Below are 24,905 nucleotides of genomic sequence, written 5' to 3'. Positions count from 1 at the left end.
TATGCCAAAACAAAAAACACACCGCGCATCAGCTAAACGTTTCAAACGTACAGGTTCTGGTGGCTTGAAACGTTTCCGTGCTTACACTTCTCACCGTTTCCACGGAAAGACTAAGAAACAACGCCGTCATCTTCGCAAAGCAGGAATGGTGCATGCAGGAGATTTCAAGCGTATCAAAGCAATGCTTACAGGTCTGAAATAAGAGCTACTGTAACGATTATCTAGGAAATATTGGAGGAAATATAAATGGCACGTGTTAAAGGTGGCGTTGTATCACGCAAACGCCGTAAACGTATTTTAAAATTAGCTAAAGGTTACTATGGAGCAAAACATATCTTGTTCCGTACTGCAAAAGAGCAAGTAATGAACTCTTACTACTATGCATACCGTGACCGCCGTCAGAAAAAACGTGACTTCCGCAAACTTTGGATCACTCGTATCAATGCGGCAGCTCGTTTGAACGGACTTTCATACTCACAATTGATGCATGGTTTGAAATTGGCTGAGATTGAAGTTAACCGTAAAATGTTGGCTGACTTAGCTGTTAACGATGCAGCAGCTTTCACAGCTCTTGCAGATGCAGCTAAAGCTAAGCTTGGTAAATAATTAAAATAAGAACTGAGGATTTCCTTGGTTCTTTTTCGATAACTCTTAATGAAAAGTATGAGGAGGGAAATAGTCTGCCATGCCACTTATATTATAGATAAAGGCATGTTGCTGATAAGACAGCTTTCATGGTAAAGCTAGTTAAAAATTGGGATTTGCGATATAATAGATAAAAACAGACATTTATGTAAATAAAAAATCAGTAGAATGGAGAAATCATGTCAGAGAATCGTTTAGCTTGGGATCAGTATTTTGCGGCTCAGGCTCTCTTAATCGCTAATCGCTCAACCTGCAAGCGGGCCAAGGTTGGCGCTGTATTGGTTAAGGACAATAAGGTTATTTCAACTGGTTACAATGGCTCAGTTTCAGGGACGGAGCACTGTATTGACCACGAGTGTCTGGTTATTGACGGTCACTGCGTGCGGACCTTGCATGCTGAGGTCAATGCTATCTTGCAAGGAGCCGAGCGGGGAGTTCCCAAGGGCTTTACGGCTTATGTGACCCATTTTCCCTGTCTCAACTGTACCAAGCAACTGCTTCAGGTCGGCTGCAAACGGGTAGTATACATCAACCAATATCGCATAGATGACTATGCTCAGTATCTCTACAAGGAAAAAGAGGTGGAATTGGTTCATCTGCCGCTGGATGATGTCAAGAAGGCCATTGCTCAGACGGATTTGGTATAGAGGAGAAGTTCTGGAGGTAAAAGGAGAAGGCAGATGAATGAGAAATTGGCAGCCGCTTGGCAGCATTTCTTTGAAGGACAATTAAATAAGGCCGAAGAACTAGAGCAGCAGCTTGAAAAAGATTCCTTTAGCCGCTGGAATTTGCGAGCTTATCTTGCTGTAGAAAGGCAAGATTATCAGAATGCTTTTGCAAATTTGGAGCTTTATCTGATTCAGGCTCAAAATGATAGTGATATTGAAAATGAGCATATCGCTTATCATCAGCTAGGCTATGTTGCTAGAGCTGCGGGAGATTTTTATCAAGCTTTAGAATGGATAGAAAAAGAGGCTGCTTTCCTAGCGATGTACTTCCCAGATGACCATTATCGTCAATCAGTTAATCTCTATGAGCTAGGTTATCTAAATTTTAAATTAGGCCGATTGACTCAAGCTCAGGAGTTTATGCGAAAGGCGCATATCTATGCTAAGGAGTCAGATGATGTGATCAATCATGCCTGTAGTTACCGAGGCTTGGGCGAAATTGCTCAAGCTTTGGGAAATCTCCAAGAAGCAAGAATCAACTTCGCGGCTGCTATCAGACTTTTTGACCAAGCTGGTGATGCTATCGGTAAGGCGGAAGTTGAAGAGTTGTTAGCAAGCTGCCCTTAGTTTATCATTGCAATAAAGCTATAGTTTTCGTCTATAGCTTTTTCTATTAAAAAAATTCTGAAGTTTTTAGCGAAAAGTGGTATAATGAAGAAGTTATATAGTCCCGATAAGGTGGTAGTTCTTTCTATCAGTACTTTGTAACTCTATAACAATTTATTTAAGGGGGGACATTTCTATGTCAGAACGTAAACTTTTCACGTCTGAGTCTGTATCGGAGGGGCATCCTGATAAGATTGCAGACCAAATTTCCGATGCTATTTTGGATGCTGTCTTGAGTCAGGATCCAGATGCCCATGTGGCTGCTGAAACAGCCGTTTATACGGGCTCGGTTCATGTTTTTGGTGAGATTTCGACCACAGCTTATGTGGATATCAATCGTGTGGTTCGAGATACCATTGCAGAGATTGGCTACACCAATACAGAGTATGGCTTTTCGGCAGAGACGGTCGGTGTGCATCCGTCTTTGGTGGAGCAATCACCAGATATTGCTCAGGGTGTCAATGAAGCTCTGGAAGTTCGTGGGAATGCGGATCAAGATCCATTGGACTTGATTGGTGCTGGAGACCAGGGGCTTATGTTTGGCTTTGCAGTGGATGAAACGCCGGAGCTCATGCCGCTTCCTATCTCGCTCAGTCACAAGCTAGTCCGTCGATTGGCAGAATTGCGCAAATCAGGAGAGATTGCCTATCTGCGTCCAGATGCTAAGTCACAGGTGACCGTTGAGTATGATGAAAATGACCAGCCAGTGCGTGTGGATACAGTGGTTATTTCGACCCAGCATGACCCAGAAGCGACTAACGAAGAGATTCATCGTGATGTGATTGAAAAGGTAATTAAAGCAGTTATTCCACCCCAGTATTTGGATGATAAGACGAAATTCTTCATCAATCCAACCGGTCGCTTTGTAATTGGCGGCCCGCAAGGTGACTCTGGCTTGACTGGACGTAAGATTATTGTGGATACTTACGGCGGTTATGCTCGTCATGGTGGCGGTGCCTTCTCTGGCAAGGATGCAACCAAGGTCGACCGCTCAGCTTCATACGCAGCTCGTTACATTGCTAAAAACATCGTGGCTGCTGGACTGGCCAAGAAAGCAGAAGTGCAGTTAGCCTATGCCATTGGTGTGGCTCAGCCGGTTTCTGTACGGATTGATACTTTTGGAACTGGTGCTGTTGCAGAAAGCAAATTGCAGGAAGCAGTTCGTCAGATTTTTGATTTGCGTCCGGCCGGTATCATTCAAATGCTGGATCTAAAACGACCAATCTATCGTCAGACAGCAGCTTATGGCCACATGGGTAGGACAGACATTGACCTGCCTTGGGAAAAGTTGGATAAGGTAGAGGCATTGAAAGCAGCAGTGCAGTAAGAAGACAGTTCTCAATCGTAATGGTTGAGAGCTTTTCTTTTTTAAGAAAAAGTCATTTCTATACAGACAACTTTTAAAAGGCAAGCAGTCTAGCCTTGCGCTTCTCTCATTCTTGGTAATACTGTATTTTTCTGAAAGAACTGTTGAAAAAGCAATTTTCCCTGTTTCATTTTAATTTCAATTGTCTTATTTATCTAAAAGTATAGGAAATTTCCCGAATCTGTGGTATAATAAATGGCAATACCTTGAAAGAGCTTTATTTTAAACATGAAAAAAATTGTAATACATGGTGGTCGCCCCTTAAAAGGAGAGGTGACTATTAATGGTGCTAAAAACAGTGTCGTTGCCTTGATTCCGGCTGTGATTCTGGCGGATGATATTGTAACGTTGGATGGCGTTCCGGATATTTCGGATGTGGATAGTCTGATTGATATCATGATTGCCATGGGGGCTAGTGTTACTCGCTCTGAGGACAGTCTGACGATTGATCCGCGTGGTATCCAAAACGTCCCTATGCCTTATGGGAAAATCAACAGTCTAAGGGCTTCTTATTATTTCTATGGCAGCTTGCTTGGTCGCTATGGTGAAGCAACGGTAGGCCTGCCTGGTGGCTGTGACTTGGGTCCGCGTCCTATTGACTTGCACCTCAAGGCTTTTGAAGCGATGGGGGCTAAGATGACCATGGACGGCAACTACATGAACCTATCCACAGGAGGCCAGCAGCTGAAAGGCGCCAGCATTTATATGGATACGGTCAGCGTGGGTGCTACCATCAATACTATGTTAGCTGCTGTCAAGGCCAAAGGTCGGACTATTATTGAAAATGCAGCGCGGGAGCCAGAAATCATCGACGTAGCAACTCTCTTGAACAATATGGGAGCACATATCCGCGGAGCAGGAACTGATATTATTACGATTGAGGGGGTTCCACATCTCCATGGAACTCGTCATCAAGTGATTCCAGACCGTATCGAGGCAGGGACTTATATCGCCCTTGCTGCAGCTATAGGTCAGGGAATCCAGATTAATAATGTCCTTTATGAGCATTTGGAGAGTTTTATTGCCAAGCTTGAGGAAATGGGTGTTCGGATGACGGTTTCTGAAGACAGCATTTTCGTCGAAGAACAGCAAAATCTGCGAGCTATCAACATTAAGACTTCTCCTTATCCAGGCTTTGCAACTGACCTACAACAGCCGATTACCCCGCTCTTGCTGACGGCTAATGGCCATGGTAAGATTACGGACACCATCTATGAGAAGAGGGTTAACCATGTGGCGGAGCTGGCTAAGATGGCAGGTAAGATTTCGACCAGTAGCGATCAGATTGTCTATGAGGGACCAAATCAACTGCAGGGAGCTCAGGTCAAGGCGACCGATTTGCGAGCAGGAGCCGCTTTGGTTATTGCAGGTTTGATGGCTCAAGGAAAGACAGAGATTACTAATATCGAGTTTATCCTGCGCGGCTATTCTAATATTATTGAAAAATTAACAAGTCTGGGTGCAGATATCCAGTTGATAGAAGAATAAGCGTTTTTCGCTTATTTTTTGTAGAGGTAGCAGATGAATTTGTGGACACATTTGGCAGCCTGCTCATTTATTGAGACAGAGCATGCATTTTTGCGGCCCATTGTCTTTGAAGATGCAGGGGCCCTATATAAGATTGCGTCCAATCCGGAAAATACTCAGTTCATTTTTCCGACAGAAGCAAGCCTAGAGGAAAGTGAATACGTCATTGCCAATTTCTTTATGAAAAATCCTCTGGGGATTTGGGCCATTTGCCACAAGGAAACGCAGGAAATGATTGGCTCTGTCAAGTTTGAAAAGATGGATGAGATCAAGAAAGAAGCTGAGTTAGGCTATTTTCTGCGGCAAGACTACTGGGGACGAGGGCTGATGACAGAAATTGTCCGAGAGATTGCTTTTCTATCTTTTACCCGCTTTGAATTCAAGCGTCTCAGCATTATCACTCATGCAGAGAACCTAGCCAGTCAGAAGGTAGCTCAAAAATCTGGCTTCAGCCTCTACCGGCAGTTTAAAGGGAGTGATCGGTACACGAGGAAGATGAGAGATTATCTGGAGTACCGTTATGAGAGAGGAGATTTTAATGAGTAAGCATCAGGAAATTTTAACCTATCTTGAAAATCTTCCAATCGGCAAGAGGGTCAGTGTCCGCAGTATTTCAAACTATCTGGGAGTTAGTGATGGGACGGCCTATCGAGCTATTAAGGAAGCGGAGAACCGCGGTATTGTTGAGACTAGGCCTCGGAGTGGTACGGTTCGGGTTAAGTCCAAGAAAGTGGTCTTGGAGCATCTGACCTACAAGGAAATCGTTGATATTACAGGCTCAGAAGTATTGGCCGGAGAAGATGGTCTAGAAAAAGAATTCAATAAATTCTCCATCGGAGCTATGACGGAGCAGAATATCCTGCGTTATCTGACAGAGGGCGGTCTCCTGATTGTCGGAGATCGGACGAAAATCCAGCTTTTGGCCTTGGAAAATGAGAATGCGGTGTTGGTTACTGGAGGTTTTGAAGTCAGCTCGGAAGTTCTGAAGATGGCTAATCTGCTTAATATACCGGTTCTCAGGACCAAGCACGATACCTACACCGTGGCAACCATGATTAATCGTGCCCTGTCCAATATGCAAATCAAGACCGATATTTTAACAGTGGAGCAGGTCTATCGCTCCAGCCACGAGTACGGCTTCTTGCATGATACAGATACTGTTCGTGACTATCTGGACTTGGTCCGCCGCAATCGTGCCAGCCGGTTTCCGGTTATCAACCAGCAGCAGATGCTGGTGGGAGTAGTAACCATGCGGGACGCAGGGGATAAGTCTCCTCTGACAACCTTGGACAAGGTCATGACGAAAAATGTCTTTATGACAGGCTTATCTGCTAATATTGCCAATATCAGCCAGCGCATGATTGCAGAAGATTTCGAAATGATACCAGTGGTTCGCAGCAATCAGACCTTGCTAGGTGTAATCACGCGGCGGGACATTATGGAAAAAATGAGCCGTTCTCAGATTTCCAGCCTGCCGACTTTCAGTGAGCAGGTAGGACAGAAGATTAGCCGTCAGGATGATTTGTTTTCCTTTACTGTTGAGCCATTTATGCTAGAGCAAAATGGTGTGCTGGCCAACGGTGTGCTGACAGAAATTTTGACTCGGATTACCCAGCAGCTCATGGTCAACAGCGGCCGCAGCCTGATAATCGACCAGCTGATGATTTATTTCTTTCAGGCGGTCCAGATTGATGACCTGCTGCATATCCAGCCGCGTATTATCCGTCAGACTAGGCGGACAGCCATTATTGACTTTGAGATGTATTTGGAAGCGATGCTGGTTGCCAAAGCCACGATTACAGTGAAAATTAATTAAGAAGAGGAATTTAGAGAAAGAATGATTACTTTAAAATCACAGCGTGAAATTGACTTGATGGACAAGAGTGGAGATTTTCTGGCTTCTGTCCATATTGGTTTGAGAGACTTGATTAAGCCAGGCATTGACATGTGGGACATAGAAGAGTATGTCCGCAAGCGTTGTAAAGAAGACAATGCGCTGCCTCTGCAGATTGGTGTTGAAGGGTCTGTCATGGACTATCCTTATGCGACTTGCTGCTCTCTTAATGACGAGGTAGCCCATGCCTTTCCCCGTCATCAGAAACTGGTAGAAGGCGATGTCATCAGCGTTGATATGGTTGTTGGCTTGGTCGATAAGGCCGAGCTGGATGTGTCCAAGCTAGACTTTGACAATGTAGCACAGATGAAGCAACACACAGAGAGCTTCCGGGGCGGTGTGGCAGATTCTTGCTGGACCTATGCAGTAGGGAAGATTAGCCCAGAGGCTCAGCAGCTGATGGATGTGACCAAGGAATGTCTCTATCGTGGAATTGCGGCTGCCAAGGTTGGCAATCGTATCGGTGACATTGGCGCAGCTATTCAGGAATATGCTGAAAGTCATGGCTATGGTGTTGTGCGGGATCTGGTGGGTCACGGTGTTGGTCCAACCATGCATGAGGAGCCTATGGTGCCGCATTACGGTCGAGCAGGACGCGGCTTGCGCTTGCGTGAGGGAATGGTTCTGACTATCGAGCCCATGATCAATACAGGTACATGGGAAATTGATACGGACTTTGAGACCGGCTGGGCACATAAAACGCTGGATGGCGGCTTGTCTTGCCAGTATGAGCATCAGTTTGTCATTACAAAAGATGGTCCTGTCATTCTGACCAGCCAGGGAGAAGAAGGGACTTATTAGAAATCAAAGGCTGGGCACTTGTCTCAGCTTTTTTTGAAGGAGAAGAGAGTGAAGAAATTTTTTGCCAAGATTCGCAGAAATCAGTTTTTAAGAGCATTTTTCCGCTTTTATCGGGCAGCAGATAGTGAGCTGACTAGCGTTGCAGTTGCTTATTATTGGCTGATTTCCGTTTTTCCCTTGCTCTTGATTGTGGTGAATATTTTGCCCTATTTTCACATTCCGGTGGCGGATTTTCTGACAGCCATCAAGGACATGCTGCCAGAGACTTTATATGATGTTGTGGCAAAAGTCATGCGTGAAGTGCTGACCCAGCCTTCGACTGGCCTGCTGAGCTTCTCAGTCTTGTCGGCTCTTTGGACTTTTTCCAAGTCCATGAATTTCCTACAGATTGCCTTCAACAAAGCCTATGGGGTAGCCAAGAGCCGGGGTCTGATTTCCCATCGCGTCATGAGTCTCTTTGTGAGTCTAGGTCTGCAGATTCTCTTTGCCTTGGCCCTCTTTCTGACCATGTTTGGCCATATGTCGCTGGATTTTCTCCGTACTTACTGGAAGCTAGATAACCAGCTTTATCAACACTTGCAGCATTTTACAGAGCCATTGATTTACGCCTTACTCTTTGCGGTTTTGGTCATGTTATATTTTTTCCTGCCCAATGTGAAAATCAACAAAAAACGCTATGTTCTGCCGGGCAGTGCCTTTGTGTTCCTGACCATTCTGGCTTTGCTGAATATCTTTTCCGTCTACATGGATAATTATTTAAATCACCTAGTTGATGTTCGTTTTTTCAGCTCCATCATTATGGTTGTGATGATGTTTTGGTTTATCATGATTGCTAAAATTTTGATTGTTGGCGCAGTGCTTAATGCCAGTATCCAGAGCAGCTGTGAGTCAGGGTTTCAAGTTGAAAGCACTGGACGCTTTAGTTTCAAGAAGAAGGTGTAGATGAAGAAGACTGATGTTGTTTTAGAGTGGAGAAGGATAAATAAGTATGAAAAGTAAAAAAATAACTAAATGGAAGAGTATTGTGATCACTCTAGTCTTGATTCTAGGATTTGTAGGCTATTATATCTGGGATAATTGTCAAAAGGCACAATTTCAAGAAAATTATGGTCAATATACCTACTATGTCCCTGAGTATAGACCGAATTATAAATTTTTTGAAGGGGAAAAAGCCATCTTTTATAATTGGGAAGTTGTAAAGTCTGAGGAACAAAGGGAAATGACTGCAGTCGAGTCAGAAGCTGTTCCTAATTATGATAGTATAATGACATTTGGTCATGGTTATTTTGTGAATAGTTATATGAAGTTGAAGAATAATCCAAAACAAAGTTTATATGATTTTAATCGGAATATACCAGAAAAAGGAGAATATTGGAGGTTAGCTGTTTATAAGCTGGTGGGAGAAAAACTAGAAAGAAAAGAATTTGATGTTTTTAAGATGGTGCGTTCTTTTGATGATAATCTTGTTCCTTCTGAAATAGAATCAACCGGAATTTGGATAGATATTTCTCATCAAAAGAAGTATGTTCGAATCCTCCTCCATCCTAAACATTCTAAAAAAGATGAAGATTATAAGGTTCACTTTATTGATTTGGACGAAGGTAAGATTTTACCAGCTAATGAGGTGAAAACGGAAGGTGTATCTAACCAAAACAATTTTGTTTCTTATACGAGTTTTCATGATAATCTAATTAAAAAGGGGGTAATTGTGTCCTATATTGATGCCGGTCTGAGTGAGGACTACCCTCCAGAAAACCTCAAAAAAACAGTTCTTGCTAAAAACTATCCAGATTTATATAAAATCATTCAAGGATATGGTGGACAGGTTACATTCCTAAATGAAACAACAGATGTAGCGTTAGTTAAAAAAGTTGCTGAACTCTTCTTTCCGCTAGGAACGAATGTATTTGAGAACGTGACTATCCCTGCTAAATATTCAGTAGATGGGCAGGAACATGTCATTAATTCAGCGGAAGAATTACAAAAATACTATAAGGAAGAAAACTAGAAAAAGATATTTTTGTCAAATTTAAAGAGGTTTATCCTCTTTTTTCTTTTTAGTTGATTTTATTGCATTTGCAATAAAATATGATATAATAGATTCAAATAAAAATTAAAGGAGGGAATATGTCAGTATTGCGGGAAATTGGGATTATTGCCCGAGCTTTGGATTCTATTGCTAATATTGAGTTCCGTGATATAGAGCTGGCACGGGGACAATATCTTTATCTGGTGCGAATCGCGGAGAATCCGGGAATCATCCAAGAGGAGCTGTCGGAGCTGCTCAAGGTGGATCGCTCAACGGTTGCTCGTTCTGTTAAGAAGCTAGAGGCCAAGGGCTTGGTTCAGCAGAAGGCAGCCAAGGACAACAAGAAGAACAAGGAATGGTTTGTGACGGAAAAAGGGGAAAAACTTTATCCTTTTATCCTAGCGGAGAACGACTACTCTGAGGAGACATCCCTGCGGGGCTTTTCTCAGGCGGAAGTTCAAGCCTTGGAGAAAATGCTGGTACGAGTGAGTGAAAACATCACAGGTGACTGGGAAGCAGTCAAAAAAGGACAAAAAAGAAACTATTAAGATTGAAGAGGTAGAACATGAAAGTTACAGTTGAACATGAATTTTGGCGAGTATTTCCGGAAGCTCAGATTAGTGTTTTAGTGGTCAAGGGGCTGGATAATAGTGTGGATGAAAGTAAGGACCCATATTTCAAATCCCTGCTGGATAAGGGAGCGAAGCGAGCTGATGACTTTATCCCAGACGAGAACTTCACTCAAAATGAAGTCATTCAGGAGTGGCGGCAGGCCTTCAGCCAATTCAAGACCAAGAAAGGAGCGCGTTCCTCTATCGAAGCTCTGCTCAAGCGGGTCAGTCAGGGGCGTGAATTTCATCCAATCAATCCTTTGGTCGATATCTACAACAGTGTCTCGCTGTCTTATGCGGTTCCATGTGGCGGTGAGGATTTGGATAAGATTGTCGGAGGTCTTTATTTAGGTAAAGCCAAGGGTGGGGAATCCTTTTTCCCGCTGGGTGCTGAGAGTGACGCACCGGCACTTCCAGAAGAAATCATCTACTATGATGAAGAAGGGGCTGTCTGCCGTTGCCTTAACTGGCGAGAAGCCCAGCGAACTATGCTGACCGAGGAGACCAAGAATGCCATCTTGGTTATCGAGTCCATCAACGAAGAGCAGGCCGTGCGTGCTCAAGCAGCTATGATAGAGCTTCAGACTCTGATTGAGGACTATTTTGGTGTCAAAGGTGAAATCACCCATCTGACGCTTGATAATCCAAGCTTGGAAATTTAGGAATAAAAAAATCTGGATCAGAATTATCTGGTCCAGATTTGATATTTTAAGGTTGAAGTATCATAGTCAATTAGTTTTTCTTGTTTTCAAAGATAAAGACTTTACTGAAAACATAGTTGAGAACAATAATAAGTACTTGAGCAATGAAAGTTTCGATAGTATTGACCATTTTGATATTGTTATTGACAAACTGGCCTATGATCTGTGGGAAGCTAGTGACAAAGATAAAAGTCAATAGTAAATTTAAGCCCATAGTAGCCAAACGTGCAGTGAAAAATTTGATAAGTCTAGAAGGCCAGCCACTCCTTGCTTGCTTGAAAACGATAGTATCGTTGGTTACAAAGGCAAAAAGGATCCCCAAAACATCACCGATGATTGTAGCCAGTAGTTCATTTCCCGTCAATTCATAGCAGAGCATCCGACTGACAACGGATACGACAGTTGTTGCCACACCAAAGAAAAGATAGGACAGAACCTCATTGTCAAAGAATTTTTTGATTAAAGTTTTCATAAAGATAGTCTATCATATTTCTAGGATTTATGCTATACTAGTTGGGTTGCCAAATCTGTGGAGGAATCATCTAATGATGCTCCTCTCATGTGACGCAACCCTTGGCGCTTAGCTTCTTTCGCCAAGCATATTACATACGGTAAAGCCGCTAAAGGAGAAAACATGAAACAAGAAAAACTGACAGTTCGTGATTTGGCTCAGATTGCCATTGTTGCTGCCATTTATGTAGCTCTTACGATTACGCCCCCTTTAAATGCTATAAGCTATGGTGCTTACCAGTTCAGAATTTCTGAAATGATGAACTTTATGGCCTTTTATAACCGGAAATATATCATGGGAGTGACCATTGGCTGTATGATTGCCAATCTATATAGTTTTGGAATCGTTGATGTCTTTGTTGGTGGTGGGTCCACCTTGGTCTTCCTGTCACTGGGTGTCTACCTTTTCAGTCGTTATAAGAATGAATATCTGATTAAAGGTCTGATTCGTTTGGATCATTTCTATTTTGCAGTATTCTTTTCTATTTCGATGGTGACTATAGCTGCAGAATTACACTTCTTGCAAGGTCTGCCATTCTTCCTGACTTGGTTTACAACGGCCATTGGTGAGTTTGCTTCCTTGATTGTTGGAGCTATCCTTATTAACCAGATTGCAAAAAGTATTGATTTGACAAAATAAAACAGCAGAGAGCGGAATTTCCGCTCTTTTTATGTCCTTTTGCTTTTTAGGAAGAATTCGGAACAAATAGAGGAAGATTTTGTGTATTTGTGATAAAATAGAAGTATGGAAGAAAGAATGTCAGAATTAGTAGAACTGCTCAACCGATATGCACATGAATATTATACGGCAGACAGGCCAAGTGTATCGGACAGCGAGTATGACAGACTCTATCGTGAGTTAGCGGAGTTAGAAGAAAAGTACCCAACCGATATCCTGCCTGACAGTCCGACACATCGGGTGGGAGGGAAGATTTTAGAAGGATTTGAAAAATATCCACACCAGTATCCTCTCTTTAGTTTGCAGGATGCTTTTTCACGTGAAGAATTAATAGCCTTTGACCAGCGAGTTCGCAAGGAATTTCCACAAGTTTCTTATCTTTGTGAACTCAAGATTGATGGGCTCTCTATTTCTCTGACCTATGAAAAGGGAATATTGGTAGCAGGGGCGACACGGGGGGATGGCTCTGTTGGAGAAAACATCACTGAAAACCTCAAGCGAGTCAAGGATATTCCTCTGACCTTGAAAGAGCCGCTGGACATTACGGTTCGAGGAGAGTGCTACATGCCCAAGGCTTCCTTTGATGCGGTCAATCAGCTGCGGCAGGAGAATGGTGAGCCAGAGTTTGCCAATCCCCGCAATGCTGCAGCAGGAACCTTGAGACAGTTGGACACAGCAGTTGTGGCCAAGCGCAATCTAGCAACCTTCCTCTACCAAGAAGCTAGTCCGACTCAGGCTAACAGCCAAGAAGAAGTCTTAAACAAGCTGGCAGATTTGGGCTTTTCAGTCAATCCTACTCATATTCTGGCGGACTCTATTGAATCAGTTTGGGAGTTTATCGAAAAGATCGCTGAGGAGCGGGATAGCCTGCCTTATGAAATTGACGGTATTGTCATCAAGGTTAATGACTTGGCGGTGCAAGAGGAGCTTGGCTTTACTGTCAAGGCACCTAAGTGGGCTATCGCCTATAAGTTTCCGGCTGAGGAAAAGGAAGCCCAGCTTCTGTCTGTTGACTGGACAGTGGGGCGGACGGGAGTTGTGACTCCGACAGCCAATCTGACGCCAGTGCAGCTAGCGGGGACGACTGTCAGCCGAGCAACCTTGCACAATGTGGACTATATTGCGGAGAAGGATATTCGTCAGAAAGACACCGTTATCGTCTATAAGGCGGGGGATATTATTCCTGCTGTCTTGCGAGTGGTGGAGTCCAAGCGTGTCTCAGAGGAGCCTCTGGAAATACCAAGTCACTGTCCGAGTTGTGATAGTGAGTTGGTGCACTTTGAAGATGAAGTCGCTCTTCGCTGCATTAACCCGCTCTGTCCAGCCCAGATTAAGGAGGGCTTGATTCACTTTGCCAGCCGGGATGCCATGAACATTACTGGTCTTGGTCCAGCAGTAGTAGAGAAGCTGTTTGCTCAAAATCTAGTCAAGGATGTGGCTGGAATCTATCGGCTGACGGTGGAAAATTTACTAGAACTAGAGAACTTTAAGGAAAAATCAGCAAATAAATTGTATACTGCTATTCAAGCTTCCAAGGAGAACTCGGCTGAACGCCTCTTGTTCGGCTTGGGGATTCGCCATGTGGGAAGCAAGGCCAGTCGAATTTTGTTGGAGAAATTCCATGATATTCCTAAGCTGTCTCAGGCCAGCCAAGAAGAAATTGCGGCTATTGACAGTATTGGAACTGTGATTGCTCAAAGCCTGCATACCTATTTTGAGCAGGAAGGCTCTCAGATTCTTTTGGCTGAGCTGCAAGAAGCAGGAGTAAATCTGGACTATCTGGGCCAAAAGGCAGCGGCTGATGCAGCCCTATCAGGTATGACGGTTGTCTTGACTGGTAAATTACAAAAATTGACACGCAATCAAGCTAAAGAAAAATTGCAGAGTCTAGGTGCCAATGTTTCTGGATCTGTTTCTAAAAAAACGGATCTGGTAGTGGCTGGCCAAGATGCCGGCAGTAAGCTGGCCAAGGCTCAGGAGTTGGGAATTGAAATTCGGGATGAAGATTGGCTTGATAGCTTATGAGGCTGAAGTATGAAGGATAAGATTAAACGAGCACGATTGATTTATAACCCGACTTCGGGACAGGAAATTATTAAGAAAAATATTGCGGAAGTTCTGGATGTTTTGGAGGATGTGGGCTATGAAACCAGCGCCTATCAAACCACTCCAGCGCCTCTTTCTGCTCAAAAAGAAGCTGAAAGAGCAGCAAAAGCAGGATTTGATTTGATTATTGCGGCAGGCGGCGACGGTACCATCAATGAGGTAGTTAATGGTGTGGCGAATCTGGATGAACGGCCTAAATTGGCCTTTATCCCAACTGGTACAACCAACGACTATGCGCGTGCTCTGAAGATTCCCATGGGAGATCCAGTAGCGGCAGCCCGCATTATCGAAAAGAACCAGACCATTAAGATGGATATTGGCCGGGCTTATGGTAGCAAGTATTTTATCAATATTGCAGCGGCTGGAACCTTGACAGAGCTGACTTATAGCGTTCCTAGTGAGGTCAAATCCCGCCTAGGCTACTTTGCCTATGTTGCAGAAGGAGCAAAAAAGCTCCCTCGCTCTAAGTTCCGCAAGGTCCGTATCAAGCACGACCACGGTGTCTTTGAAGGGAAGATTTCGCTCATGTTTGCGGCTCTGACCAATTCTATCGGTGGTTTTGAAAAGCTAGCGCCAGACACTAAATTAGACGATGGGAATTTTACCTTGATTTTGGTCAAGACAGCCAATCTCTTTGACATGCTGAGTCTGATGATGCAGGCTATCAATGGCGGTCAGCACGTTGGCGATATCAATGTAGAATACCTCAAAACAAGCAAGCTGCAGCTGGAAGTTTTAGATAAAAAAGGTCCATTTATGCTGAATTTGGATGGAGAATACGGCGGTGATACGCCTGTTGAACTGGAAGTGCTGCACGGTCATTTGGAATTTTTTGCCAATATTGATGAAATCAGTCAGACAGCCCTTTCAATAGAATAATTTTAGATAAGAGATGAAAAAACATGCTAGACTATAAAGTCTTAGTCCATTACCACAATCCGACTGGAGATTATTTCTCCTATGATATGTGGCAGTGGCAAATAAACCAATGGGGACAGGAAGTAGCCTTTTCCAAACTTGATTATTTTGGTATTCAGGGGGAATTATCATTTCAAACCTGGGAACCCTTAGGTCACGCTCATGTGATTATCAAACGTTCAGACTGGTCTAGCCAGTCCTGTGACTATCATATTGATCTGTTACCTCCTCATCTGGTGACGGAAATTTGGCTGATTGAGGGGGATGCGCAGGTTTATTATTCCCTGCAGGCTGCAACGACAAGTCACCAGTATTCACGCCGGCGGCCGCATAACTTTGATATTGCCCTGAGAACAGACTATTTCGATGAATGCTGGGGCTATCAAGGCTGGTTGGGACACCGTCAGACGGACGGCGAACATACTTTCAAAGTTTGGGCACCGACAGCTAGGAAGGTAGAGCTGGTAGTCTATGAATCGGCTGACAATCAAGCTCCTGTTTATAAAATCTTCCCAATGCAAAAAGGAGATCGATATTCTCACGACCATAAGGAAAATACCATTGGTGTTTGGTCAGCTGAAATAGCAGAAGACTTGACCGGTAAAACCTATCACTACCATGTTAGCTTTGAATATCGCAATTTTTATACTCGAGATCCCTATACTGTTGCGACCAGTCCAGATGGCAAGCGCTCAGCGATTCTTGGAGCGGATGAGACAGAAGTAGCTGGTTTTCAGGTCCGGCAGGGCAAAGAAGCCGTCTGGCGTTTGGATAATCCAAATCAGGCAGTGATTTATGAGATGCACATTCGGGATTTGACCAAATCGGAGACTTCAGGCGTTGATGGTCAGCTGCGCGGGACCTTCCTGGGCGCCTGTCAAACAGGCACTACCAATCATCTGGGGCAAAAGACTGGTTTTGACTATATCAGTGATTTAGGCGTTAATGTTGTCCAACTTCAGCCCGTGTCTGATCGTCACAAGGACTATGATGAAAATGGAGAGCTGATCTACAACTGGGGCTATGACCCGCAGAATTATCATGCTCTGGAGACGAGCTTTTCCAGCAATCCTGATGACCCAGCGCAGGCTATCCGTGATTTGAAAACGATGATTCAGGCCTACCATGATGCGGGAATCTCTGTGACACTGGATGTTGTTTACAATCACATCTACTCGACCTATGATTCGGCTTTTCAGGCTACGGTACCGGATTATTACTATCGGATGAATCCTAACGGCTCTTTCCAAAATGGAACCGGAGTGGGGAGTGAGACGGCCAGCGAGCACGAGATGTTTCGCAAGTTTATGATTGACTCTCTGCTGTACTGGGTAGAGGAGTTCAATGTAGATGGCTTCCGCTTCGACCTGATGGGAATTCATGATGTGGAAACGATGAATGCCATCCGTCAAGCTATGGATGAGGTGGATCCGAGAATCCTGCTCTATGGAGAAGGCTGGGATATGGGAACGGGCCTGAGACCAGAAGACAAGTCTAAGAAGGACAATGCTTATCAGTTGCCGCGGATTGGATTTTTCAATGATACAGAGCGGGATGCGGTCAAAGGAGCAGAAGTTTATGGTGGCATCAAGGCTGGTTTTGTCAGTGGTCAGGCGACGGAGGATATCGTCGCTAAGTCTATCCTTGGCAGCAGTGAGCTAGGCAGTTATCGCAGTCCTGATCAAGTCCTTAACTACGTGGAGGCACACGATAATTTCAACCTGCATGATTTGCTTGTGGAGCTGCATCCTGATGATGATATTCTGACTCGCACAAAGCGGATTGAGTTGGCAACTGCCATGAACCTGCTCATGCAGGGCATGTCCTTCATGGAGTTAGGACAGGAATTTTCCCGTACCAAGCTCGTAGCTACGGGGGAGGACGGTCAAGTCCTGCATAGCGATCGCGAAAGGGCTATGAACAGCTACAATGCGCCAGATGCAGTCAATCAAGTGAATTGGGATATTTTGCAGGACCATCAAGAGAGTATTGATTTTATCAAGGACATCATTCGTCTCAAGACAAGCTACAAGGCCTTTTCTTATCGGGCTTATGAAGATATTTACAAGCATGTCTTTGTTCAATCAGCAGAACAGGGCAGTGGTTTGATTATCTTTGAGATTAAGGATGACAAGCATTATCAAGTCATTTTTAATGCCAGCGGGCTTCCTTACTATCTGCCTAATGCAGACAAGCTGCGTCTCATAGTGGGCAATAGCCGTCATAAGAAGCCTTTCTATGTTGAAAATCTGACGGTTTCTGTTTTTGAAGTTATTCAATAAGATATTAGCTACATGAAAAGCGGCTCTTTGTCAACTGTAGTGGGTTGATGAAAAGTTATAATCTGGAGAGGACTAAATCAGTCCTCTCCTTTTTGATGTTCAAAGCGATGAGGATTCTAGTTTTAAAATTGTCAAAGTTCCGAAAGCCGAAAGCGTTTCGCTCATTCCTACAGTGGTTTTACCCACTACAGAAATTATAGAGCTACTTTTTCTACCACTTACTTAGGAAATCTTACCACTTACCGAAAAGGGGTAGATTTGCTATTGTCCATTTGTTAGGATAAGGGTGCAAAGGGGAAAATACATCTTAAGGAGGATATCATGAAACCATCATTTTTGAAAAACGCTGTGGCGTTAGTAAGCTGTGGCTTGCTCGCTTTTGGAGCGGCGCAAGTCCAAGCTGATGAGCAAAAGTTGCCGTCAGGCACACCTTACGACCAAATCGGACAGAAGATTGAAAATTACCACAAGGAACACGAAAAAACCAGCGCGGGACTGGCGGCAGCAGTCTTTGATAAGGACGGCCAAACCATTTACCAAAAGAACTTTGGCTATATGGACAAGGAAAAGAAGCTGGCTGTGGACGACAACTCGGTTTTTGAGTGGGGCTCTGCCACCAAATTGACCGTCTGGCTCAGCGTCATGCAGCTCTGGGAAGAAGGAAAAATTGACCTAAAAACAGATATAAAAGAGTATTTGCCCAAGGATTTCCTGAAACACCTCAAATACGACAAGCCCATTACCATGCTGGATCTGATGAACCACCAAGCGGGTTTTGATGAAACGCCGCTGAACACAGGAACAGGCAAGAGCTTGGAAGAATTACTAAAAAGCCAGCCCGCTCAAACTTATGAGCCAGGGACGGTGACATCCTATTCCAATTACAGTACAGCTCTAGCAGGCTATATCGTGGAGCGCATCAGCGGACAGGACTTTGCGGATTATGTCCACGAGCATATTTTCCAGCCTTTGGGCATGAACCATACCGCTCTCTTACCTGATTTGTCGGACAATACCTATGTCCGAGACAAGCGGCAGGGTGAGAAAACCTATGATACAAACGGAAGTTTATATCTAGATAAATTGCTTCCCGCGGATATTTATCCAGCGGGGCAGGCGACAGGGACTTTTGCCGATTTCAAGCGGTTCGCGCAAGCTCTTTTGAGAAAGGAAAAGCTCTTTAAGCGCCCAGAAACCTGGAATGAACTGTATCAGACAACTTCTACATTCTCAGATAAAGCAGTCGCTAAGAATGCCCACGGCTTTTGGGTGACAGAGTATGAGATAGGCTCTATTTTAGGGCACGGCGGTCATTCTTTTGCCGGTTTTTCAACCATGATTTCGCTGGATTTCAAGTCGGGTATCGGCATGGTTACCATGGTAAATCAGAGAGAAGAAGCCACCTTTTCTTTCGGTCTGCCCGATTTAGTCTTTGGCAAGAAAAAGCAAGCCCCTAACCAGTCTCAAAAAGACTTTCAGGAGGGCATGTATCGGACTTCCCGCTCCATTCAGCAAGGCCCGACCTCTATTTCGCGCCTTACTCCTGTTTATACTTTTTATGTGAAAGATGTGATCAAAGACGGTCATCTGCTACTCAGCAACTACTGGCTTTGGCAAAATCGCCAAGGACGAACAGAAGTTGAAACAACCTATAATCATTTAGAAAAGCTCTCGCTTTGGGAGGTGGTAAAGGATTATGGTTCTGTCGCTCTGCTGGGTCTCGCAGTTGTTTATGCTGTGCTTGTTCTTTTGTTAGCTGCTTTGGGTAAGGTGTATCGCTTGCTTTTTGGGAAAGAAAGCAAAAGACCGACTCCAAGAAGTTGGAAAATTTGGCATTATGGCACTTGCGGACTGATTTTGGTTAGCCTAGTCAATCTAGCAGGTCTCGTCATAGTTGCCGTTTCGGGGAAGTACATGCCCGATTATCGCTGGCAAGCCATTCTCTTTGCCCTGCTTGCACTGATTTTCTTAGTCAATGCTGGGTTGCCAATCTTTCTGCGTTCAAAATTCCAAGTGAGCAAGGGTCGAAAAATCTTGACCTACTTGACCAGCAGCGCTTCACTTATCGTCGTTCTCAATATCCTTTATTGGAGCCTTTACCAGTGGTGGGCACTTTAATAGAAAGGTAAGTATCATGAAAACATCATTTTTTAAACATTGCTTAACTGTGCTGACTTGCGGCTTGCTCGCTCTGGGAGCTGGTCACGCTTACGCTGACCAGCAGAAGTTGCCGTCAGGCACGCCTTACGACCAAATTGGTCAGAAAATTGAGGATTACTACAAGGAACACGAAAAAACCAGTGCGGGACTGGCGACATCTGTTTTTGACAAGGACGGACAAACCATTTACCAAAATAATTTTGGCTATGTAGACAAGGAAAAAAAGTTGGCGGTGGATGACAACTCAGTTTTCGAGTGGGGCTCTGCCACCAAGTTGACCGTCTGGGTCAGCGTCATGCAGCTTTGGGAAGAAGGCAAGATTGACCTTAAAACAGATATAAAAGAGTATCTGCCCAAGGATTTTCTCAAAGGCAAGCTCACATACGACAAGCCAATCACCATGCTGGATCTGATGAACCACCAAGCAGGCTTTGGAGACACGGGGCTTGCCAAGGGAACTAGTAAGAACTTGGGAGATACGCTCAAAAAAGTACATATCTATCAAGCCTATGAGCCGGGAACAGTGACAGCCTACTCTAACTTTGGGACGGCTCTGGCAGGATATATCGTCGAGCGGATTAGCAGACAATCTTATGCTGACTATGTCCACGAGCATATCTTTGAACCTTTAGATATGAGGCACACCGCTCTCTTACCCGATTTATCAGATAATCCCTATGTAGTAGAAAAACGTAAGGAAGTCAAAGGTTACACTAGAGACGGTCGGTTGATTGGCGAAGCTCCATATCTAATAGAAATGTACCCTGCTGGGCGAGCAACAGGAACCTTGGAAGATTTCAAGGCATTCGCTCAGGCACTCCTGCAAAAGAAGACACTTTTTAAGCGTTCAGAGACTTGGGACACCCTTTATACAGCAACCTCTAACTATCCTGATAGCGATCTTCCTACCAATGCTCATGGTTTTTGGAGTGACCTTTATCAAGACCAAGTTATCCTCGGGCACGGTGGTAATACAGCTGGTTTTTCATCAAGTTTGACCTTAGACTTAAAATCAGGTATCGCTGCTGTCATTTTAACGAACCAACTGGGCGAGAAAAATTATGTTGAGAAAATTCCCGAGCTGGTCTATGGGCAAAAGAAAGATGTTCCCAACAAAAAGAAAGAAGAACTCAAACCCGGCTTTTATCGTGACGCTAGTCAATTCTTTGGGCCTTTATCCATTGCGCGACTAAATATGGCGACCTTCTATATTGATAAAAATAGTGAAAATCGATTTTACTGGAGCTTGGAGAAAGTCGGTAAGCGAGAATTTATCAAGCGCCCAGTTTCTGATTACTTTAAACTATCTAACTGGGAAGTTGCCAAAGAATTCGGCAGTGTCATCCTATGGGGGTTAGCAATCTTCTATGCTCTTCTTAGTTTGGTATCTGCTTTACTGGTCAAGCTCTACCGGCTCCTTGCCAAGCGGACAAACCGCAAACCTGTGACACTTGCTTGGTCGCTCTGGCATTATCTGACTTGCGGACTTGTTTTGTCCACTGTACTCATAACCATTCTCATCGTGCAATATAATATGAACATCAGCGGCTCGCCAAATAACAGTGCTTGGCTCTATGTCATCTTTGCAATAACGGGTCTGCTGCTTCTTGCTAGTTCTGTTTTGCCAATTCTTCTGCGTTCAAAATTCCAAGTCAGCAAAGGCAGAAAAATCTTGACCTACTTGACCAGCAGCGCTTCACTTATCGTCGTTCTCAATATCCTTTATTGGGGCCTGTACCAATGGTGGGCACTTTAATAGAAAGGTAAGTATCATGAAAACATCATTTTTGAAGAGCACTGTGGCGCTGCTGACTTGCGGCTTGCTCGCTTTTGGAGTAGCGCAAGTTCGAGCCGATGAGCAAAAATTGCCGTCGGGGACATCTTACGACCAAATCGGACAGAAGATTGAGGATTATTATCAGAAAAACGAGAAAACCAGCGCAGGACTGGCAACATCTATTTTTGACAAGGACGGTCAAACCATTTACCAAAATAATTTTGGCTATGTAGACAAGGAAAAAAAGTGGGCGGTGGATGACAACTCAGTTTTCGAGTGGGGCTCTGTAACGAAATTAACCGTCTGGGTCAGCGTCATGCAGCTCTGGGAAGAGGGGAAAATTGACCTAAAAACCGACATCAAAGAGTATCTGCCCAAGGATTTTCTCAAAAGCAAGCTCAAATTTGACAAACCCATTACCATGCTTGACCTCATGAACCACCAAGCAGGCTTCGCAGATGTTGACTTGGCCAAAAATGAAGACAAAGACCTAGCCCATACGCTACAAAAGGCGCCGATTATTCAAGCCTATGAGCCGGGGACAATAACTGCTTATTCCAATTTTGGAACGGTGCTTGCTGGCTACATCGTCGAGCGGATTAGCGGACAATCTTACGCTGACTATGTGCACGAGCATATTTTTCAGCCCTTAGGTATGAAGCACACCGCTATTTTGCCCGATTTTTCGGATAATGACTATGTGGTCGAAAAACGCAAGGAAATCAAGGGCTACACCTCAGACGGTCAGCTGATTGGCGAGGCAAACAAGCCTAATCCTTACTATCCGAGCGGGCGAGCAACAGGAACTTTGAAAGACTTTAAGACCTTTGCCCAAGCACTCCTGCAAAAGAAGACACTTTTTAGGCGCGCGGAAACTTGGGACACCCTTTATACGGCGACTTCGACTTTTCCTGATAGCAAACTCCCAATCAATGCTCACGGATTTTGGAGTGACCTTTATCAAGACCGCGTTATCCTCGGTCACGGTGGTAATACGGCTGGCTTTTCATCCATATTAACTTTGGATTTCAAATCAGGTATCGCTACCGTCATTTTAACCAATCAACAATACGAAAGTAACTATCTTAAAAAAATTCCTGAGCTGATTTATGGAAACAAGGCAACTACTTCAGAGAAGATAAAAGCAGAGTTTAAACCGGGCGTTTATCGCTCAAGTCGCGTTTTCACCAATGCCTTATCAATCACGCGCATTGCTCCGCCAATAACTAACTATCTTGAGAAAAATAGTAAATTTGTCACTCAAAAATACTGGGAATTGGAGAAAAACGGCAAGCAAGAACGGCTGAAATTGCCTATCGCAGACTACCTTAAACTTTCCACATGGGATGTAGTCAAGGATTACGGCAGTCTCGTCTTGTGGTGCCTCGCTGCTTTCTATGCCCTCCTCATCCCTGTATCTGCTTTACTGGTCAAACTCTATCGGCTTCTTTTCAAGCGGAAAAATCACAAACTTACACCGCTTGCTTGGTCGCTCTGGCAATACCTGACTTGCGGGTTCATTCTATCTACCATGCTCCTGCTTTACTTCTTTATCCAAAGCGTCCTGAGTCTACATTCCTCACCAAACAGCCGTGTTTGGCTTTCTATGGGCTTTGCAGCTGTGGGAGTTAGCCTCCTGGTTAGCCTTATTGCCTCATTCTTCCTGCGCTCAAAATTCCAAGTGAGCAAGGGTCGAAAAATCTTGACCTACTTGACCAGCAGTGCTTCACTTATCGTCGTTCTCAATCTCCTCTACTGGAGCCTATATCAGTGGTGGACGCTCTACTAAAAGAAAGGAAAGTTATGACCCATTCTCAAAAAATCGAAACAATGATTCAAAACGGCTCCGACCAACTCTACACCGTTTGCTATCCCAATCCTGACAAGGAAACGATTATCCTGCTGCACGGTGGACCGGGAACGCCTGATGACTTCAAGCTCTTTATCCCTAAGCTCGAAAAAGATTATCAACTGATTGTCTTTCACCAGCGGGGAACGAGGAAATCGCCCTGTCCGAGTGGCGACTACAGCATGGAGGCCTACATTGCAGACATCAACACAATCGCCGACCACTTCAATGTAGATAAATTTCACCTTTTGGGGCATTCCTGGGGTGGATTGTACGCGCAAATCTACGCCAGCAAAATCCCTGAGCGGCTCCTTAGTCTCTTTCTTTCCTCGCCGGGAACAGGCACGGGCAAGCAGTGGAAACAAATGGAAAAGGAAATGATGAATTACAATAAAAATCACTGCACGACTATCGAATGGCTGAAAATGGGAATCTATTCTCTGCTGGGAGGTCTTGGCAGTTCCAAGGCTTCGCAGGCTCTCTATCGTCAGGTTGCTCGCAATTACAATGCCGACTATCCAGCCTTTCGCGATGTGACGTTTAACTTGAGCAATGTTTCAGTCCGGGCAGGCAATCAGACAAGAAAGGAAATTATGGCCTATCCTCTCTTGCCCCGCCTAGAACATCCTGCTTTTCCTATTACCGTGACTTTCGGTGACAATGATATTTTTGGTGCCAGCATGCACTTTGTCATCAGCCGCTATCCCAGCGCTCAGGTGTTCACGATTAAAAACAGCGGCCACTTCCCATTTCTTCATAATCCGCAAGATTACTTTGCTATCTTGCACCAGCATTTTCAACCTTAGCATGAACCTCTAAAGTTTTCCAACTTTAGAGGTTTTCACTTATCTGCAACTTATCCCTCTTTTTCGGGCTCTTTGTCAACTGTAGTGGGTTGATGAAAAGTTATAATCTGGAGAGGACTAAATCAGTCCTCTCCTTTTTGATGTTCAAAGCGATGAGGATTCTAGTTTGAAAATTGTCAAAGTTCCGAAAGCCGAAAGCGTTTCGCTTGATGACTTTGATGAGGTTGTTAGTAGCTTCTAGTTTTGCATTTGAGTAGGGCGGTTCCAGTGCGTTCAGGATCTTGTCCTTATCTTTCAAAAAGGTCTTAAAAACAGTTTGAAAAATAGAATTTACACAAGAAATGGTATCTTCAATGAGTCCAAAGAAATGGTCAGCCTGTTGCTCTTGAAAATGAAAAAGCAGGAGTTGGTAGAGTTTATAGTGTTCTCGGAGTTCTTGAGAGTAAGAAAGTAGCTTTTTCAGAATCTTTCTATTGGTCAAGTGCATGCGAAAAGTAGGGCGATAAAATTGTTTATGACTTAGTTTCCGACTATCTTGTTGGATGAGTTTCCAGTAGCGTTTTAGTGCCTTATATTCGTGCGATTTTTTATTCAACTGATTCATGATTTGGATGCGAAGACGGTTCATAGCCCGGCTGAGATGTTGTACAATGTGAAAGCGATCAAGGACGATTTTAGCGTTTGGAAATAGTTTTCTGGCAATATCGTAGTAGGGACTAAACATGTCCATGGTAATGATTTTGACTTGGTTTCGGACCTGTCTGGAATAGCGCAGAAAGTGATTGCGAATCGTTGCTTTTCATTATAGGACTTATGGGACTTTTTTTCTACAACAAATAGGCTCCATCATTCCTACAGCGGTTTTACCCACTACAGAAATTATAGAGCCTGAAAAGCCTTAAGTCCATTG

22 protein-coding genes, 1 pseudogene and 1 riboswitch are annotated in these 24,905 nt (G+C 44.1%); of the genes and pseudogenes, 21 read left to right on the top strand and 2 right to left on the bottom strand.

The window, feature by feature from the left end; genetic code table 11:
* Window position 1: 1 nt before the first annotated feature.
* From rpmI to J1C77_RS07605, 13 genes are all read left to right on the top strand, one after another.
* Window positions 2–202: a 50S ribosomal protein L35 gene (gene rpmI, locus J1C77_RS07665; protein WP_002895038.1), complete on the top strand. Its 201-nt coding sequence runs from the start codon at window positions 2–4 to the stop codon at window positions 200–202.
* Window positions 203–246: 44 nt separating this feature from the next.
* A complete protein-coding gene (rplT, locus tag J1C77_RS07660; protein ID WP_000124830.1) occupies window positions 247–606 on the top strand; it encodes a 50S ribosomal protein L20 in 360 nt (119 codons plus the stop codon).
* Window positions 607–824: 218 nt separating this feature from the next.
* Window positions 825–1,292 (top strand): deoxycytidylate deaminase, encoded by a 468-nt coding sequence (locus tag J1C77_RS07655; RefSeq protein ID WP_002895042.1) that lies wholly within the window; start codon window positions 825–827, stop codon window positions 1,290–1,292.
* Between the two features lie 33 nt (window positions 1,293–1,325).
* Window positions 1,326–1,940: a tetratricopeptide repeat protein gene (locus tag J1C77_RS07650; protein WP_002920784.1), complete on the top strand. Its 615-nt coding sequence runs from the start codon at window positions 1,326–1,328 to the stop codon at window positions 1,938–1,940.
* A 175-nt stretch (window positions 1,941–2,115) separates the two neighbouring features.
* Window positions 2,116–3,306, top strand: coding sequence for a methionine adenosyltransferase (gene metK / locus J1C77_RS07645; protein WP_002920786.1), 1,191 nt, complete (start codon window positions 2,116–2,118; stop codon window positions 3,304–3,306).
* 267 nt (window positions 3,307–3,573) lie between these two features.
* A complete protein-coding gene (locus tag J1C77_RS07640) occupies window positions 3,574–4,833 on the top strand; it encodes a UDP-N-acetylglucosamine 1-carboxyvinyltransferase (RefSeq protein ID WP_002895048.1) in 1,260 nt (419 codons plus the stop codon).
* A 33-nt stretch (window positions 4,834–4,866) separates the two neighbouring features.
* Window positions 4,867–5,418, top strand: a complete 552-nt coding sequence (locus J1C77_RS07635; RefSeq protein WP_002920788.1) for a GNAT family N-acetyltransferase — start codon at window positions 4,867–4,869, stop codon at window positions 5,416–5,418.
* Window positions 5,411–6,688, top strand: coding sequence for a CBS-HotDog domain-containing transcription factor SpxR (gene spxR, locus J1C77_RS07630; protein WP_009659239.1), 1,278 nt, complete (start codon window positions 5,411–5,413; stop codon window positions 6,686–6,688). Before J1C77_RS07635 ends, spxR begins: the two co-directional genes overlap by 8 nt.
* A 21-nt stretch (window positions 6,689–6,709) precedes the next feature.
* Window positions 6,710–7,567 (top strand): methionyl aminopeptidase, encoded by an 858-nt coding sequence (locus J1C77_RS07625; protein ID WP_002900015.1) that lies wholly within the window; start codon window positions 6,710–6,712, stop codon window positions 7,565–7,567.
* A 33-nt stretch (window positions 7,568–7,600) separates the two neighbouring features.
* Window positions 7,601–8,509 carry a YihY/virulence factor BrkB family protein gene (locus J1C77_RS07620; RefSeq protein ID WP_002917011.1) on the top strand — a complete coding sequence of 303 codons (909 nt, stop codon included), beginning with the start codon at window positions 7,601–7,603 and terminating at the stop codon, window positions 8,507–8,509.
* A 46-nt stretch (window positions 8,510–8,555) separates the two neighbouring features.
* Window positions 8,556–9,575: a hypothetical protein gene (locus J1C77_RS07615; RefSeq protein WP_002920791.1), complete on the top strand. Its 1,020-nt coding sequence runs from the start codon at window positions 8,556–8,558 to the stop codon at window positions 9,573–9,575.
* A 119-nt stretch (window positions 9,576–9,694) separates the two neighbouring features.
* The gene (locus J1C77_RS07610) at window positions 9,695–10,144 is read left to right on the top strand and encodes a MarR family winged helix-turn-helix transcriptional regulator (protein ID WP_002897267.1); all 450 of its coding nucleotides are present in this window, start codon (window positions 9,695–9,697) and stop codon (window positions 10,142–10,144) included.
* A 17-nt stretch (window positions 10,145–10,161) separates the two neighbouring features.
* Complete coding sequence (locus J1C77_RS07605) at window positions 10,162–10,869, top strand: B3/B4 domain-containing protein (RefSeq protein ID WP_002917013.1); 708 nt, start codon at window positions 10,162–10,164, stop codon at window positions 10,867–10,869.
* A 70-nt stretch (window positions 10,870–10,939) separates the two neighbouring features.
* On the opposite strand, the gene J1C77_RS07600 is transcribed toward J1C77_RS07605, so the two are convergent.
* Window positions 10,940–11,380, bottom strand: coding sequence for a GtrA family protein (locus J1C77_RS07600; RefSeq protein WP_002920794.1), 441 nt, complete (start codon window positions 11,378–11,380; stop codon window positions 10,940–10,942).
* 28 nt (window positions 11,381–11,408) lie between these two features.
* Window positions 11,409–11,545: riboswitch (PreQ1 riboswitch) on the top strand.
* Here J1C77_RS07600 and J1C77_RS07595 point away from each other — a divergent pair.
* From J1C77_RS07595 to J1C77_RS07560, 8 genes are all read left to right on the top strand, one after another.
* Window positions 11,543–12,058: a QueT transporter family protein gene (locus tag J1C77_RS07595; RefSeq protein WP_002920797.1), complete on the top strand. Its 516-nt coding sequence runs from the start codon at window positions 11,543–11,545 to the stop codon at window positions 12,056–12,058. Its footprint overlaps the riboswitch before it by 3 nt.
* 105 nt (window positions 12,059–12,163) lie before the next feature.
* Entirely contained in the window at window positions 12,164–14,122 is a 1,959-nt protein-coding gene (ligA, locus tag J1C77_RS07590) for an NAD-dependent DNA ligase LigA (RefSeq protein ID WP_002920799.1), read from the top strand.
* 9 nt (window positions 14,123–14,131) lie between these two features.
* Window positions 14,132–15,082, top strand: a complete 951-nt coding sequence (locus J1C77_RS07585) for a diacylglycerol kinase family lipid kinase (protein ID WP_002895076.1) — start codon at window positions 14,132–14,134, stop codon at window positions 15,080–15,082.
* Window positions 15,083–15,105: 23 nt separating this feature from the next.
* Window positions 15,106–17,403 (top strand): type I pullulanase, encoded by a 2,298-nt coding sequence (gene pulA, locus J1C77_RS07580; RefSeq protein ID WP_002920801.1) that lies wholly within the window; start codon window positions 15,106–15,108, stop codon window positions 17,401–17,403.
* A 321-nt stretch (window positions 17,404–17,724) separates the two neighbouring features.
* On the top strand, window positions 17,725–19,521 hold the full coding sequence (locus J1C77_RS07575) for a serine hydrolase domain-containing protein (protein WP_002920805.1): 1,797 nt from the start codon (window positions 17,725–17,727) through the stop codon (window positions 19,519–19,521).
* 16 nt (window positions 19,522–19,537) lie between these two features.
* Window positions 19,538–21,319 carry a serine hydrolase domain-containing protein gene (locus J1C77_RS07570; protein WP_002906173.1) on the top strand — a complete coding sequence of 594 codons (1,782 nt, stop codon included), beginning with the start codon at window positions 19,538–19,540 and terminating at the stop codon, window positions 21,317–21,319.
* A 16-nt stretch (window positions 21,320–21,335) separates the two neighbouring features.
* Complete coding sequence (locus J1C77_RS07565) at window positions 21,336–23,129, top strand: serine hydrolase domain-containing protein (protein WP_002920811.1); 1,794 nt, start codon at window positions 21,336–21,338, stop codon at window positions 23,127–23,129.
* A gap of 14 nt (window positions 23,130–23,143) precedes the next feature.
* A complete protein-coding gene (locus J1C77_RS07560; RefSeq protein WP_042762807.1) occupies window positions 23,144–23,995 on the top strand; it encodes an alpha/beta fold hydrolase in 852 nt (283 codons plus the stop codon).
* Between the two features lie 100 nt (window positions 23,996–24,095).
* Here J1C77_RS07560 and J1C77_RS07555 read toward each other — a convergent pair.
* Window positions 24,096–24,794: pseudogene (locus J1C77_RS07555) on the bottom strand (ISL3 family transposase); the annotation flags it as partial.
* Window positions 24,795–24,905: the final 111 nt, after the last annotated feature.

The sequence above is a fragment of the Streptococcus sanguinis genome (genome assembly GCF_050223295.1).
GTDB lineage: Bacteria > Bacillota > Bacilli > Lactobacillales > Streptococcaceae > Streptococcus > Streptococcus sanguinis_X.
The sequence above is the reverse complement of the archived record's forward strand: the minus strand, read 5'-3'. Positions and strand labels throughout refer to the sequence as shown.

Bases quoted from the DNA above. Each gene is read 5' to 3' on its own strand.
- rpmI (WP_002895038.1), top strand. From the start codon at position 2: ATGCCAAAACAAAAAACACACCGCGCATCAGCTAAACGTTTCAAACGT.
- rplT (WP_000124830.1), top strand. From the start codon at position 247: ATGGCACGTGTTAAAGGTGGCGTTGTATCACGCAAACGCCGTAAACGT.
- J1C77_RS07655 (WP_002895042.1), top strand. From the start codon at position 825: ATGTCAGAGAATCGTTTAGCTTGGGATCAGTATTTTGCGGCTCAGGCT.
- J1C77_RS07650 (WP_002920784.1), top strand. From the start codon at position 1,326: ATGAATGAGAAATTGGCAGCCGCTTGGCAGCATTTCTTTGAAGGACAA.
- metK (WP_002920786.1), top strand. From the start codon at position 2,116: ATGTCAGAACGTAAACTTTTCACGTCTGAGTCTGTATCGGAGGGGCAT.
- J1C77_RS07640 (WP_002895048.1), top strand. From the start codon at position 3,574: ATGAAAAAAATTGTAATACATGGTGGTCGCCCCTTAAAAGGAGAGGTG.
- J1C77_RS07635 (WP_002920788.1), top strand. From the start codon at position 4,867: ATGAATTTGTGGACACATTTGGCAGCCTGCTCATTTATTGAGACAGAG.
- spxR (WP_009659239.1), top strand. From the start codon at position 5,411: ATGAGTAAGCATCAGGAAATTTTAACCTATCTTGAAAATCTTCCAATC.
- J1C77_RS07625 (WP_002900015.1), top strand. From the start codon at position 6,710: ATGATTACTTTAAAATCACAGCGTGAAATTGACTTGATGGACAAGAGT.
- J1C77_RS07615 (WP_002920791.1), top strand. From the start codon at position 8,556: ATGAAAAGTAAAAAAATAACTAAATGGAAGAGTATTGTGATCACTCTA.
- J1C77_RS07610 (WP_002897267.1), top strand. From the start codon at position 9,695: ATGTCAGTATTGCGGGAAATTGGGATTATTGCCCGAGCTTTGGATTCT.
- J1C77_RS07605 (WP_002917013.1), top strand. From the start codon at position 10,162: ATGAAAGTTACAGTTGAACATGAATTTTGGCGAGTATTTCCGGAAGCT.
- J1C77_RS07600 (WP_002920794.1), bottom strand. From the start codon at position 11,380: ATGAAAACTTTAATCAAAAAATTCTTTGACAATGAGGTTCTGTCCTAT.
- J1C77_RS07595 (WP_002920797.1), top strand. From the start codon at position 11,543: ATGAAACAAGAAAAACTGACAGTTCGTGATTTGGCTCAGATTGCCATT.
- ligA (WP_002920799.1), top strand. From the start codon at position 12,164: ATGGAAGAAAGAATGTCAGAATTAGTAGAACTGCTCAACCGATATGCA.
- J1C77_RS07585 (WP_002895076.1), top strand. From the start codon at position 14,132: ATGAAGGATAAGATTAAACGAGCACGATTGATTTATAACCCGACTTCG.
- pulA (WP_002920801.1), top strand. From the start codon at position 15,106: ATGCTAGACTATAAAGTCTTAGTCCATTACCACAATCCGACTGGAGAT.
- J1C77_RS07575 (WP_002920805.1), top strand. From the start codon at position 17,725: ATGAAACCATCATTTTTGAAAAACGCTGTGGCGTTAGTAAGCTGTGGC.
- J1C77_RS07570 (WP_002906173.1), top strand. From the start codon at position 19,538: ATGAAAACATCATTTTTTAAACATTGCTTAACTGTGCTGACTTGCGGC.
- J1C77_RS07565 (WP_002920811.1), top strand. From the start codon at position 21,336: ATGAAAACATCATTTTTGAAGAGCACTGTGGCGCTGCTGACTTGCGGC.
- J1C77_RS07560 (WP_042762807.1), top strand. From the start codon at position 23,144: ATGACCCATTCTCAAAAAATCGAAACAATGATTCAAAACGGCTCCGAC.